General features: G+C 71.9%; 13 protein-coding genes and 1 pseudogene. 4 read left to right on the top strand and 10 right to left on the bottom strand.

The genetic code is table 11. The annotated features are described in order from the left end of the window. Positions 1-116 precede the first annotated feature (116 nt). The 3 genes and pseudogenes from glnII to OG776_RS29275 form a co-directional block, all read right to left on the bottom strand. A complete protein-coding gene (gene glnII, locus OG776_RS29265; protein WP_148013670.1) occupies positions 117-1,145 on the bottom strand; it encodes a glutamine synthetase in 1,029 nt (342 codons plus the stop codon). A gap of 415 nt (positions 1,146-1,560) precedes the next feature. After that, entirely contained in the window at positions 1,561-2,244 is a 684-nt protein-coding gene (locus tag OG776_RS29270) for a hypothetical protein (protein WP_148013669.1), read from the bottom strand. A gap of 165 nt (positions 2,245-2,409) precedes the next feature. Then, positions 2,410-2,766: pseudogene (locus OG776_RS29275) on the bottom strand (ArsC/Spx/MgsR family protein); the annotation flags it as partial. A 219-nt stretch (positions 2,767-2,985) separates the two neighbouring features. Here OG776_RS29275 and OG776_RS29280 point away from each other — a divergent pair. Continuing rightward, complete coding sequence (locus OG776_RS29280) at positions 2,986-3,294, top strand: hypothetical protein (RefSeq protein ID WP_329322787.1); 309 nt, start codon at positions 2,986-2,988, stop codon at positions 3,292-3,294. Positions 3,295-3,430: 136 nt separating this feature from the next. Here OG776_RS29280 and OG776_RS29285 read toward each other — a convergent pair whose 3' ends face one another. Then, complete coding sequence (locus OG776_RS29285; protein ID WP_329323780.1) at positions 3,431-4,666, bottom strand: winged helix DNA-binding domain-containing protein; 1,236 nt, start codon at positions 4,664-4,666, stop codon at positions 3,431-3,433. Positions 4,667-4,775: 109 nt separating this feature from the next. Between OG776_RS29285 and OG776_RS29290 the strand changes: the two genes are divergently transcribed. Beyond that, positions 4,776-5,315, top strand: a complete 540-nt coding sequence (locus OG776_RS29290; RefSeq protein WP_261994968.1) for a hypothetical protein — start codon at positions 4,776-4,778, stop codon at positions 5,313-5,315. 5 nt (positions 5,316-5,320) lie between these two features. Further along, positions 5,321-6,679 (top strand): DUF2252 domain-containing protein, encoded by a 1,359-nt coding sequence (locus OG776_RS29295; protein ID WP_148013667.1) that lies wholly within the window; start codon positions 5,321-5,323, stop codon positions 6,677-6,679. A 25-nt stretch (positions 6,680-6,704) separates the two neighbouring features. On the opposite strand, the gene pspAB is transcribed toward OG776_RS29295, so the two are convergent. The 3 genes from pspAB to glnA form a co-directional block, all read right to left on the bottom strand. Next, positions 6,705-7,334: a PspA-associated protein PspAB gene (pspAB, locus tag OG776_RS29300; RefSeq protein WP_148013666.1), complete on the bottom strand. Its 630-nt coding sequence runs from the start codon at positions 7,332-7,334 to the stop codon at positions 6,705-6,707. Between the two features lie 27 nt (positions 7,335-7,361). Then, entirely contained in the window at positions 7,362-8,285 is a 924-nt protein-coding gene (gene htpX / locus OG776_RS29305) for a zinc metalloprotease HtpX (protein WP_148013665.1), read from the bottom strand. A gap of 269 nt (positions 8,286-8,554) precedes the next feature. After that, positions 8,555-9,964 carry a type I glutamate--ammonia ligase gene (glnA, locus tag OG776_RS29310; RefSeq protein WP_148013664.1) on the bottom strand — a complete coding sequence of 470 codons (1,410 nt, stop codon included), beginning with the start codon at positions 9,962-9,964 and terminating at the stop codon, positions 8,555-8,557. Between the two features lie 199 nt (positions 9,965-10,163). Here glnA and OG776_RS29315 point away from each other — a divergent pair, with 199 nt between their 5' ends. Next, entirely contained in the window at positions 10,164-10,631 is a 468-nt protein-coding gene (locus OG776_RS29315) for an RDD family protein (protein ID WP_329322788.1), read from the top strand. Between the two features lie 243 nt (positions 10,632-10,874). Here the strand turns inward: OG776_RS29315 and OG776_RS29320 are convergent, their stop codons facing one another. The 3 genes from OG776_RS29320 to lipA all read right to left on the bottom strand — a co-directional run bounded on the left by OG776_RS29320 (position 10,875) and on the right by lipA (position 13,179). After that, the gene (locus OG776_RS29320; RefSeq protein ID WP_148013662.1) at positions 10,875-11,576 is read right to left on the bottom strand and encodes a DUF4191 domain-containing protein; all 702 of its coding nucleotides are present in this window, start codon (positions 11,574-11,576) and stop codon (positions 10,875-10,877) included. A 120-nt stretch (positions 11,577-11,696) separates the two neighbouring features. Further along, the gene (locus tag OG776_RS29325) at positions 11,697-11,894 is read right to left on the bottom strand and encodes an SCO2195 family GlnR-regulated protein (RefSeq protein WP_148013661.1); all 198 of its coding nucleotides are present in this window, start codon (positions 11,892-11,894) and stop codon (positions 11,697-11,699) included. Positions 11,895-12,213: 319 nt separating this feature from the next. After that, positions 12,214-13,179 carry a lipoyl synthase gene (gene lipA / locus OG776_RS29330; RefSeq protein WP_148013660.1) on the bottom strand — a complete coding sequence of 322 codons (966 nt, stop codon included), beginning with the start codon at positions 13,177-13,179 and terminating at the stop codon, positions 12,214-12,216. Positions 13,180-13,216: the final 37 nt, after the last annotated feature.

Raw genomic sequence — 13,216 nt, forward strand, 5'->3', positions numbered from 1 at the left:
ACGCCTCCGGCACGGGGACGGGCCCCGGCCCGCGCGCCCGGCCGCGGCGGGGGGCGGAACACGCCGAAGGGGCGTCCGCCGAACCGGCGGACGCCCCTTCGCGGGGAAGCGGTGGGTCAGACCTGCCCGGCCTTGTCCAGGGCGGTGCAGCAGGTGTCGACGAGCAGACGCGTCACCACGTACGGGTCGACGTTGGCGTTCGGACGGCGGTCCTCGATGTACCCCTTGCCGTCCTTCTCGACCTGCCACGGGATCCGGACCGAGGCGCCGCGGTCGGAGACGCCGTACGAGTACTCGTTCCACGGAGCGGTCTCGTGCAGGCCGGTCAGCCGGTCGTCGATGCCGGCGCCGTAGTTCTTGACGTGGTCGAGCGGCTTCGAGCCCTCGCCCAGGGACTCGCACGCGGTGATGATCGCGGCGTAGCCCTCGCGCATCGCCTTGGTGGAGAAGTTGGTGTGCGCGCCCGCGCCGTTCCAGTCGCCCTTGACCGGCTTGGGGTCCAGGGTCGCGGAGACGGCGAAGTCCTCGGCGGTGCGGTAGAGCAGCCAGCGGGCCACCCACAGCTGGTCGGAGACCTCCAGCGGGGCGAGCGGGCCGACCTGGAACTCCCACTGGCCGGGCATGACCTCGGCGTTGATGCCGGAGATGCCGAGTCCCGCCTTCAGGCAGTTCTCCAGGTGCGCCTCGACGATGTCGCGGCCGAAGATCTCGTCGGCGCCGACCCCGCAGTAGTAGCCGCCCTGGGGGGCCGGGAAACCGCCGGCGGGGAAGCCGAGCGGGCGCTCCCCGTCGAAGAACGTGTACTCCTGCTCGATGCCGAAGACCGGCTCCTGCGCGGCGAACCGCTCCGCGACCTCGGCCAGCGCGGCACGGGTGTTGGACTCGTGCGGCGTCATGTCGATGTTCAGGACCTCGCACAGGACGAGGACGTGGTCCCCGCCGCGGATCGGGTCCGGGTAGCTGGCGACCGGCTTGAGCACGCGGTCCGAGGCGTGCCCCTCGGCCTGGTTCGTGGAGGACCCGTCGAAGCCCCAGATCGGCAGCTCGGCACCCTTGGCGTCGTCGGCCAGGATCTTCGTCTTCGAACGGAGCTTGGCCGTCGGCTCGGTGCCGTCGATCCAGATGTACTCAGCCTTGAAGCTCACGGGCCACATCCTTCGGGGTGGGTCTCCAGCCGCGCTGCGGACGCTGCGGCGCCGCGGCACACCGGGGCGCCGCGTCATGCCCGGCAGCCTGTCAACAGGCGATTTCCCGATCATTGCCCGAGTGTGAACCCCGTGTTACCCGGCGCCCCTGTGCCGCGCCTCACCCGCCGGGAGCGACGGGCGACCCCGGTCAGGGGCCCGTTCCCGCAGGCTGTCCGGGTGACGCGTCCCCCCGCCGGGCTTCCCCCGGACGGTGGCGGCGGCTCGTATGCGATGGGTTTGCGGACCCGCGGCCCGGTGCGGGGCGCCGCGAGCCGGGTGCTCCCGAGGAGCCGGTCCTGCCGTTCGTGGCCGCGAACGGCAGGACCCGTGACCCGCGCCGGGTGGTGGCACGGGCGTCGTCAGGCGTCCGCTCTCACCCCACCTTCTCGATCAGGGCCCGGCGGATCAGGAACTTGCCCGGTTCGCGGACCTGTTCGAACGCGGCGTTGTTCAGCAGCGCGCAGCTGCCGGACACCGACGTGACCTGCACGGTGGTGGACTTGTTGTTGTCCAGGTTCGTGACCTTGAGCTTCGTCCCGGCGGGGAACTGGTTGCTGGAGGCGGCCGGTGCGCCGGCCTCGCCGGAGAGGGTGACGGTCGAGCCGACGCAGACCTGCTGTCCGCCGGCCGCGCCACCGCCCGCGCCCTGCGCGGGTGCGGTGCTCTGCTGCTGACCCGGCGCGGGCTTCGCCGGCTGGGCGGGCTTCGCGGGCTGAGCGGGCTTCGCGGGCTGTGCGGCCTGGGGGCCCTGAGCCGACTCCCCGACCGCGCAGTTCGACGCCGCCTGCTGGACCTTGATCTGCGCGATGACCGCCTCGCGGTTGGCGATCCGGGCCTGCGACTGGGCGTCCGGGTTGGCCCGCTGCCCGTCGATGAACGACTGGTTGTTGCCCAGCGCGGTCGCCAGTCCCTGGCAGACCGTCGAGTTCGACGCGTTCTGCACCGGGGCCGCGTTGGAGGTGGTCGCCATGACGAAGGCGCCGCCTCCCGCCACGACCGCCGCGCCGGCCAGCAGCGCGATCTTCTTCTTGGGGCTGACGGTTCTCCTACGCGACATGCGCGCCTCCTGTCTCCGGCCACCGCCACGGGCGGCCGGATGCGATCCGTGTGCCGCTATGTACGAGATACCGAACGGGGCTGCTCAACAGTTCGCGCAAGTTGCTGAAGTGACCTGTGTCACGCGGGAGTTGATGTCCGGATGGCCGGGGCGGAGCGTCCGTCGGCGGGGCAGGGCCTCGCGCACCGCTTCCTCGGAGCGTCCCACGACGGCGGTGCCGTCCTCGGCGGTGATGATGGGCCGCTGGATGAGCTCCGGGTGCTCCGACAGTGCGGTGATCCACCGCTCGCGTGAACCGCCGTCCCGTGCCCACGACTTCACCCCGAGCTCCGCGGCCGCGTCCTCCTGGGTGCGGGTGATGTCCCACGGTTCGAGACCGAGCCGCTCCAGTACGGCCCGGATCTCGTCCGGTGCCGGTACGTCCTCCAGGTAGCGGCGGACCGTGTACTCCGCGCCCTCCGCGTCGAGCAGGCTGAGGGCGCCGCGGCATTTCGAGCAGGCCGGGTTGATCCAGATCTCCATGCCGCACACCGTACAGCGAGTGTCGTGTTCGATTTTTTCGCCGCCTCACGCGCATCTGCCGAAACAGCTGTGACACGACGTCAATTACCCTTCCCACCTGGGCATTCGATGGATCGTGCGACCTCGCCCGATGTCAGTGGCGGGCGGTAGACTGGAAGCAGTGTTCGAGGGGGTCGCCGGGAGGGCCGGCGGCGCCCCGACCGCGACAGGAGGATGCTCGTGCCCGCTGCCGCACTGAAGCCGCTGCCCACCCAGTCCACGTCGAAGAGGGCGGTCCTCATGGACCTGCCGTACGAGCCCGTGGAGAAGCGCCCGCTGCCGCCCGGGCGTCCCCGCGAGTGGTACGTCACGCACAACCGCCGGCTCAAGGCGATGCGTCTCGCGATCGCGCTGCTCGACTCCGGTGTCTACGCGGCGCATCAGGCCCGCGATGAGAAGATACGCAGCACCGCCGTGCTCATCGGGGTGCATCCGCCGTCGGACACGACGTGTCACATGGTGCGGGCGCTGATGAAGTACGCACGCTGAGCGGCCGGGCGTCCGGGGACTCGCCCCGGACGCCCTCGGCGGCCCCCGCACGTCGGGATGACGGGGCCCCCGGTCGGAGCGGAGCCCGGAGCCTGGGGGAGCGCGGGGCGGCGGGGGAGGGAACCGCCCGCGCGGCTCACGGCGCGGCCAGCTCGCGCTCCAGCGGGGTCCGGAACCGCGGGGTGACGCGGGCCGGGCCCACCCAGCCCCGCAGACGTTCCGCCTCCGCCGCGATCGCCGCGACCCCCTCCCGCCCCACCCCCTCCGGGTCCAGCAGACGCCACACCACCTCGCCGTCCCCGCGCTGGGCCCACCCTCCGACCACCCGCCCGTCCCACCACACCGTCGGCCCGACGTTCCCGCTGCGGTCGAACAACGCGGGCCGCAGCGAGGGCGCGAGATACCAGTCCCGCTCCTGCCATCCCATGGCCGTCGGATCGAGGCCGGGCAACAGCGCGGCCCACGGCGCACCGGGCCCCTCGACCGGACCGGCGTCGCCCGCGACGACGTACCCCGTCCCCCCGCCGTCGAGCGTCACGGCCTCCGCCCCGACCGCCCCCAGCGCCCGTCGCACCTCCGTCACCTTCCAGCCCGTCCACCACTTGAGGTCCGCCTCGGAGGCGGGGCCGCACGCCGTCAGCCAGCGGTGCAGCAGCTCGCGCTGGGCCTCGGCGACGGGCAGCTCGGGATGCGGCGGGGCGACGGCCCAGCGGAACTGCGTCGAGGTCCAGGAGCCGAGCGGACGCCCCCGTACGACCCGCCCCTCGACGCCGAGCACCCGCATCAGACGCGAGGACACGGTCTGCGCGCTCTCGTAGCTCCGGCCCGCGCCGTAAATGAACTGCTCCCTCAACCGCGGTTCGTCGCCGGTGAGTTCGTTCACCGTCGCCTGCCCGCGCCGGGCCAGCGCGGCGAGCGCGGACGCCTCGACCTCCGCGAGCCACGCCTCGGTCAGCCGTCCGTCGCTGCCGGCCGTCACGTCCTTGACCAGCCCGGCCCGCGCCTTCGCCGCGATCGGCAGACCGGTCGAGGCGTGCACCACGGCGGCCAGCTCGGTGGGCAGGACGAACACGGTGTGCCGCATGCCGTGCATACGCACCAGGGTCCGGTCCCCGTACAGCGCCCGGTCGAGTTCCGGCACCGTCCGCCCCGCCTCGGCGAGGCGAGCGCCCACGGCCAGATACACCGTCGCCGGATCGGTCCCGTGCAGGGCGACCAGCGACCCGGCGACCTCCTCGGGGTCCGCCGCGCGCCACGCCCCCGCCAGCCGGTGCCGCAGCGCGAGCCGGGCCCGCCGCTCCGCCCCTCCGATGTGCCGCCGCTGCTCGCCCACGCCGTCTCCGCCCGTCTCTCGCCGTCGTCGTCCCCACATCCTCCCGCGCATCACCCGATTGCCGCCCACACCATGCGTATTCCCTGCTCAGAGCCTTGACTGAGGGGAACGCGCGGCAGGGAATCCACAGCGGACGCCGGGAGGCGAGATGGCGAGGAACGGAATACGCGGGCTTCGTGCACGCGGGGCGGCGCTCGGGTCGGCCGGCACCGTGCTGCTGGGCGCCCTGTCCCTCACCGGCTGTTCGGGCGAGGGCGATCCGGTCAGCACCGCCTCCCAGGCCGCCTTCGCGGCCGCCTCCCTCGCCTCCGCGGCGAGCAGCGCCCTGGCCGCCGCGACGGCGGGCGGCGGCGACTCCCTCACCTCCGCGACCGACGAGGCGGGCCGGCGGTTCGACGAGTTCAGGGACGGCCTCGACGCCAAGGACGAGGTCTGGGTCGGCGACCGGGTCCGCACCGGCCCCGACGGCCGTTCCACCGTCGGGATCACCGTCACCAATCCCACGTCCACGGCCCGGACGTACATCGTCCAGGTCGATTTCCGGAGCCAGGACGGCGGCCTTCTCGACACCGTCGTCCTCACGGTGGGCGGCGTTCCGGCGAACGGCTCCAAGGACGCCACGGCCCGCAGCAGCCGCACCCTCTCCGGCGCCGTCGGCGGCGACGTCGCCCGCGCCCTGCGGACCTGACGGCCGTGCCCACGACCGGCGCCACAGCCGCCCCCGCCGCACGCGCCGCGCACGGCAGGGCGGCCCGCAAGCGCGCCTCCCGCTCCTCGCACGGAGTCTGGATCCCCGGGGCCGACCGCCCGGACCCCGTCGCCGTCCTGGAACGGCAGGGCAGGGACCGCCTGCCGGAACTGCTGCCGATCCGGTACGGGCGGATGACCGCCTCCCCGTTCGCGTTCCTGCGCGGAGCCGCCGCCGTGATGGCCGCCGACCTCGCCTCCCAGCCGCACACCGGCCTCACGGTCCAGCTGTGCGGGGACGCCCACCTCCTCAACTTCGGTCTCTTCGCCTCACCGGAACGCGCCCTGCACTTCGACCTGAACGACTTCGACGAGACCCATCCGGGCCCCTTCGAGTGGGACGTCAAACGGCTCGCGGCCAGCGTCGCGGTGGCCGCCCGCGAGAACGGGTACGCCGAGACCCGCGTGCGCCGCGCCGCCGAGGCCGCCGCCGCCGGCTACCGCAAGGGCGTACGGCGACTCGCCGACCGCGGCGAGCTGGCCGTCTGGTACGAACGCGTCGACGCCGACCGGCTGCTCCCGCTCGTCCGCTCCGCCGGACGGCGACGACGCGTCGAGTCGAGCCTGACCCGGGCCCGCCGCCGCACCAGCCTGCACGCGCTCGGCAAGCTCACCGAGACCGTCGACGGACGCCGCCGCATCGTCCGCGACCCCCCGCTGCTGGAACCGGCCGGTGCCTCCGACATGGCGGCCCTGCGCAAGATCTTCAGCGACTACCGTTCGACCCTCGCCGAGGAGCGCCGCCTCCTGCTGGACCGCTACCGCTTCGTGGACGCGGCCCGCAAGGTCGTCGGAGTCGGCAGCGTCGGCACCCGCTGCTTCATCGTGCTGCTCACCGGACGGGACACGGACGACCCGCTGTTCCTGCAGATCAAGGAGGCCACCCGTTCCGTTCTGGAGGAGCATCTGCCCGGCGGCCCGTACGTCCATCCCGGCCACCGGGTCGTCGCCGGACAGCGGTTGCTGCAGTCGGCGAGCGACATCTTCCTCGGCTGGATGACCGGGCCGCAGGGCCGCGCCTTCTACTGGCGGCAGCTGCGGGACATGAAGGGCTCCGCGAACGTCGCCGGCATGAGCCCGGACGAGCTGGTGGCCTACGCGCGGCTGTGCGGCACCGCGCTGGCCCGCGCGCACGCGCGCTCCGGCGACCGGGTCGCCATCGCCGCGTATCTCGGCGGAGCGGAGACCTTCGAGTACGCCGTCGCCGAGTTCGCCCTGCGGTACGCGGACCAGAACGCCAGGGACCACGCGGCACTGGTCTCCGCGGTGGCGGCCGGAGTGGTCACGGCGGCCCCCGGGGTCTGAGGCCCCGGGCGGCGCCCGGGAGGCGTCACAGACCCGGCGCGCCCCAGACGGGGAACCACCGGCCGAGATCCTGCTCGATGCGCAGATCGTCGGCGAGCGCGGCCTTGATCCGCAGTTCGAGCGCGTTGTCGCGCCGCCCGCCGGCGTCCGGGGACGGCGCGAAGGGGTAGAAGGTGCCGCGCTTGTAGAGGTAGACGAGCCCGAGCCGCCGTCCGGCTTGTCCGGGATCCCCGGTCTCCTCGAACGCGACCACCGAGCACAGCAGTTGAGGCCCGAAGCCGCTGCCCTCCAGGGTGCTGTTGACCGCGTGCAGATCACTCACCAGCGCGGGCAGGTCGTCCGGGGCACGCCGTGAGACCAGCCACGAGTACCCGTACTCGTCCCGCGTCACCTCCACCGGGGGACCCGCGCCCGGCTCCCCGGACGGCGCGGACTCCGCGCGGGCGGTGTCCGCCTCCAGCAGTTCCCGTACCTCGCGGTTGGCGTCGGCGAAGGCCGCGCCCTCGACGGAGGCGAAACACACCGCGCCCGTCCCGGTCGGCGTGAACCCGGCGGCGGCCTGCAGGGTCACGGCGGCCGACGGCAGCCCGAAGAGCCGGTCGAGGTCGGGTGCGACGGCCTTGGTGCGCCCGAGCAGGATGTCCAGGAACCCCATACGGACGGCTGCCTTTCGAACGACGGGTCAGGTGGCGTTGTCGGGAGTCGCCGCCTCGCCCAACTCGGCGGAGATGCGGCCCAGTTGGTCGAGCCGCTGTTCAAGGCTCGGGTGCGTGGAGAAGAGCTTGGAGAGGCTCGCCCCGGAGCCCAGGGCGGGCGTGAAGTAGAAGGCGTTGAAGGCCTGCGCCGTCCGCAGGTCCTTGGTCGGGATGCGCGCGATGTCCCCGGAGACCTTGGTCAGCGCGGACGCGAGCGCCGACGGCCGGCCGGTGAGCAGGGCCGCGGAGCGGTCGGCGGCCAGCTCGCGGTACCGGGACAGGGCCCGGATGAGCAGGAAGCTGATCGCGTACACGGCCGCGGAGACGGCCAGCACGGCCATGAAGATCGCCACGGTGTTCTGGTCCTTGCGCCCCCGGCCGCCGAAGAGCTGCGAGTAGAAGGCGAACCGGACGATCAGCCCGGCGATCACCCCGAGGAAGGAGGCCACGGTGATCACGGCGACGTCCTTGTGCGCCACGTGCGACAGCTCGTGCGCGAGGACGCCCTCCAGCTCGTCGGGCTCCAGCCGGCGCAGCAGCCCGGTCGTCACGCACAGCACCGCGTGGTCGGCGTTGCGGCCGGTCGCGAACGCGTTCGGCATGTCCAGGTCGGAGACGGCGACGAGCGGCTTCGGCATGTCGGCGACGGCGCACAGCCGGTCCACGGTCCCGTGCAGCTGCGGATGCTCCTCCCGCTCCACGATCCGCCCGTGCATCGCGTACAGGGCGATGCGGTCCGAGAACCAGTACTGGGCGCCGAGCAGCGCGGCGGCGACGACCACGACGAGGACCCAGGACTTCAGCAGCACGATCAGCGCGGCGACGAAGGCCACGTACAGCAATCCGAGCAGGAACAGCGTGACCGTCATCCGCACGGTCAGCCGTCGATCGCTCCGGAACCGGCTCTGCATTCTGCATCACCCCGAACTCACGCACTCCGGCACTCGTCCCGCTTCCATTGTGCGCCCGGGCCCACCCAAGAACCGGTGCCGAACGGCCCCATGGCAGGCAAAGAACGCCCCGCCCGCCGCCTCCCGACACCCCGCGCGACGGCGGCCCACGGATCGGTGACGGCCCACGGCCCGTGACGGCCCGCGGGGCCCCGCACGCCGCACGACGCGACGGAGCCCCGCCGCCGCCCTGGGGCGGTGACGGGGCTCCGTACGGAAGCCGGGACGACTCACACGTCGTAGTACAGCTCGAACTCGTGCGGGTGCGGACGCAGCTGCAGCGGCGCGATCTCGTTCGTGCGCTTGTAGTCGATCCACGTCTCGATCAGGTCGGACGTGAAGACGTCGCCCGCGAGCAGGAACTCGTGGTCGGCCTCGAGACGGTCGAGGACGGCCGGCAGCGAGGTCGGGACCTGGGCGACACCCGCGTGCTCCTCGGGGGCCAGCTCGTAGAGGTCCTTGTCGATCGGCTCGGCCGGCTCGACCTTGTTCTTGATGCCGTCGAGGCCCGCGAGCAGCAGCGCCGAGAAGGCGAGGTACGGGTTGCCGGAGGAGTCGGGCGCACGGAACTCGACGCGCTTGGCCTTCGGGTTCGAGCCCGTGATCGGGATGCGCATGGCCGCGGAGCGGTTGCGCTGCGAGTAGACCAGGTTGACCGGGGCCTCGAAGCCGGGGACCAGACGGTGGTACGAGTTCACCGTCGGGTTGGTGAAGGCCAGCAGGGAGGGGGCGTGCTTCAGGATGCCGCCGATGTAGTAGCGGGCGGTGTCCGAGAGGCCCGCGTAGCCCGCCTCGTCGTAGAACAGCGGGTCGCCGTTGGCCCACAGCGACTGGTGCACGTGCATGCCCGAGCCGTTGTCGCCGAAGATCGGCTTCGGCATGAAGGTCGCGGTCTTGCCGTTGCGCCAGGCGACGTTCTTCACGATGTACTTGAAGAGCTGGAGGTCGTCGGCGGCGGCGAGCAGCGTGTTGAACTTGTAGTTGATCTCGGCCTGGCCGGCCGTGCCCACCTCGTGGTGCTGGCGCTCGACCTGGAGGCCGGACTTGGCCAGCTCCAGGGAGATCTCCGCACGCAGGTCGGCGAAGTGGTCGACCGGCGGGGTGGGGAAGTAGCCGCCCTTGTAGCGGACCTTGTAACCGCGGTTGTCCTCCAGCGCACCGGTGTTCCAGGCGCCCGCCTCGGAGTCGATGTGGTAGAAGGCCTCGTTCGACTTGGTGTCGAAGCGCACGCTGTCGAAGACGTAGAACTCGGCCTCGGGGCCGAAGAACGCGGTGTCGGCGATGCCGGTCGAGGTGAGGTACGCCTCGGCCTTCTTCGCCACGTTGCGCGGGTCACGGGAGTACTGCTCACCCGTGATCGGGTCGTGGATGAAGAAGTTGATGTTGACCGTCTTGTCGCGGCGGAAGGGGTCGACGCGCGCGGTGGACAGGTCGGCGCGGAGCGCCATGTCGGACTCGTGGATGGCCTGGAAGCCGCGGATCGAGGAGCCGTCGAACGCGAGCTCCTCGGCCGGGTCGAAGGCCTCGGCCGGGATCGTGAAGTGCTGCATCACACCCGGCAGGTCGCAGAACCGTACGTCGACGAACTTGACGTCCTCGTCCGCGATGAACTTCTGGGCCTCGTCGGCGTTCTGGAACATCCAGCTCCTCCTACTCCCGCCCACTGTGGACCGGGGTGGTAGTTCGTTCGTGCGGCCAGTGCGGTGGCACACGCTGGGGCCGACCATAGGGACGGGGGATTTCTCCAGCGTGACCCATTTGTTTCGCCCAAGTTAACCGACCGGGGTCGTCCGGGCCCCTCGTGTCCGTATGCCAAAACGGGCGCAGTACCGTGGACGGGTGGACAACAGGCAGGCAATCGGCTCGTGGCTCTCCGGACCCCGGGCGGCCATGGAGGACTCCGGAGCGGAGCTCGGTTACCGGGGGGAGCAGCTCGGTCTTCCGGAACAGGGACCCGGCTCCATCGCGCGTCCGGGCCGCCGGCTCGGCGCCCTCGCGGTCGACTGGGCGCTGTGCATGTTGATCGCATACGGGCTGCTCACCGACGGCTACGGGCAGGCGACCGGGAACTGGGCGCTGCTCGTCTTCTTCGCCCTCGGCGTCCTGACGGTGGGCACCGTGGGCTTCACGCCGGGCAAGCGGCTGTTCGGCCTGCGGATCGTGCCCGAGGGCGGCGGGCGGCTGAACCCGCTGCGCGCGCTGCTGCGCACCGCCCTCCTGTGCGTCGCCGTCCCCGCCCTGATCTGGGACCGGGACGGCCGGGGCCTGCACGACCGCCTGGCACGGACCGTCGAGGTCCGCGCCTAGGGCTTCCGTCGCCGTGCTTGCCGGGACCGAGGGGACCGCGGTGCCGGCTCGGGGGCCGGCTGGATACGGCGGCCGCGGCCCTCGGCGCGGAGGACTCCACCGACGGGCCGCGCACTGTGGACGCACGCATCGGACCGTGCACGACGGCCCGCGGTACGACGGCCCGCGCAGGGCTGAGGTACGTACGGCGAAGGGGGCGACCGGAGAGTTCCGGTCGCCCCCTTCGCCGTACGTAGGAGGGTGTCAGCGGGTCTTCGGGCCGCCGCGCGGCATCCGCATGCCCTTGGGCATCGGGCCCTTCGGCAGCGGCATGTTGCTCATCAGGTCGCCCATCGCCCGCAGCCGGTCGTTGGTGGCCGTCACCTGGGGGCCGGTCAGCACCCGCGGGAACTTCAGCATGGTCGTGCGGAGCTTCTTGAGCCCGACCTGGCCCTCGCCGGTGCCCACCATCACGTCGTGCACCGGCACGTCCGCGACGATCCGCGCCATCTTCTTCTTCTCGGCCGCCAGCAGGCTCTTCACCCGGTTCGGGTTGCCCTCGGCCACCAGCACGATGCCGGCCTTGCCGACCGCGCGGTGCACGACGTCCTGGCTGCGGTTCATCGCCACTGCCGGGGTGGTCGTCCAGCCCCGGCCGATGTTGTCCAGTACCGCCGCGGCGGCACCGGGCTGGCCCTCCATCTGTCCGAACGCGGCCCGCTCCGCCCTGCGTCCGAAGACGATCGCCGACGCGAGGAAGGCGAGCAGAAGGCCGAGAATGCCCAGATAGACCGGGTGGCCGATCAGGAAGCCGATCGCGAGGAAGACACCGAGGGTGACGATTCCGACTGCCGCGAGTACAAGACCGATCTTGGAATCGGCCTTGCGGGTCATCTTGTAGGTCAGGACGATCTGCTTGAGTCGCCCGGGGTTCGCAGCGTCCGCTGCAGGTTCCTTCCTCGCCATGCCACGAAGTCTACGTGGCCCGGCAAGGCCCGACGACGGCAGTGCCCGGCCGGACGGCGGCGGCGCCCACGGCGGGGCGTGCTGCGGGGCGTGCGGGGCGCACAGCGGGGCGTGCGGGGGCTACGGACGCGTCGCCACGGACTCCAGTACGCGCTGCGCCTCGACCCGGTCCTTCGCGCGACGGCGGTCCTCCAGGACGGAGGTCCAGGCGTTGCGGCGGGCGGTGCGCTGGCCGCTGCTCATGAGCAGCGACTCGACGGCACGGAGTGCATCGGTGAACGACGGGATCGCGGTGGCGCGTACGGGCGCGGCCTGCATGATGAGAGGTCCCCCCTCGGGATGACGGCTCGTGGGACGGTGCGGTACGGGACGTAAGACCAGGGTCACTGATTGGTGTTACCAGGGCGTGACCGACCGGTCAAACACCAATGAAGCCTTGATGCAGCAGGTCTCGAGCCTGACGCGGTCCTGACGCGGGTCCCGAACTGCGCGGACGGTCGCGAGGGTGCCGAATTGGCCACTACCGGGCGGTAGTTGCTTGTGCGCCGACTCACACGCGAGCGGTGGCACTGAGTGCCACCGCTCGTGTCGAACAGGTTTCCCCCGACTGCTCCGTCCGGGGGTGCCGCGCGTCGGTTCAGACGGCCTGCGAGGCGACGTAGGCGCCGCGCTTCTCGACGGCCATCCGGTACAGCCGGCCGGCGCGGTACGAGGAGCGGACCAGGGGGCCCGACATGACGCCGGAGAAGCCGATCTGCTCGGCCTCCTCCTTGAGCTCCACGAACTCGTGCGGCTTGACCCAGCGCTCCACGGGGTGGTGGCGCACGGAGGGGCGCAGGTACTGGGTGATGGTCACCAGCTCGCAGCCCGCCTCGTGCAGCTGCCGCAGCGCCTCGCCGACCTCCTCGCGGGTCTCGCCCATGCCGAGGATCAGGTTGGACTTCGTGACCAGACCGTAGTCCCGCGCCTCCGTGATGACCTTCAGCGAGCGCTCGTAGCGGAAGCCGGGGCGGATGCGCTTGAAGATCCGGGGGACCGTCTCCACGTTGTGCGCGAAGACCTCCGGGCGCGAGGAGAAGACCTCGGCGAGCTGGGCGGGCTCGGCGTTGAAGTCGGGGGCGAGCAGCTCGACCTTGGTGCGGCCCTCCGCGCGGTCGGCGGTCTGGGCGTGGATCTGGCGGACCGTCTCCGCGTACAGCCAGGCGCCGCCGTCCTCCAGGTCGTCGCGGGCGACGCCGGTGATGGTGGCGTAGTTCAGGTCCATGGTGACCACGGACTCGCCCACGCGGCGGGGCTCGTCACGGTCGAGGGCCTCCGGCTTGCCCGTGTCGATCTGGCAGAAGTCGCAGCGCCGGGTGCACTGGTCCCCACCGATCAGGAACGTGGCCTCCCGGTCCTCCCAGCATTCGTAGATGTTGGGGCAGCCCGCCTCCTGGCAGACCGTGTGCAGCCCCTCGCTCTTCACGAGGCTCTGCATCTTCGTGTACTCGGGGCCCATTTTCGCCCGGGTCTTGATCCACTCGGGCTTGCGCTCGATGGGGGTCTGGGCGTTCCGGACCTCCAGGCGCAGCATCTTGCGTCCGTCGGGTGCGACTGCGGACACATCGGCTCCCTGTAGCTTCGATTCTTCGGCGTACACC

The sequence above is a fragment of the Streptomyces sp. NBC_01689 genome (assembly GCF_036250675.1).
Lineage (GTDB): Bacteria > Actinomycetota > Actinomycetes > Streptomycetales > Streptomycetaceae > Streptomyces.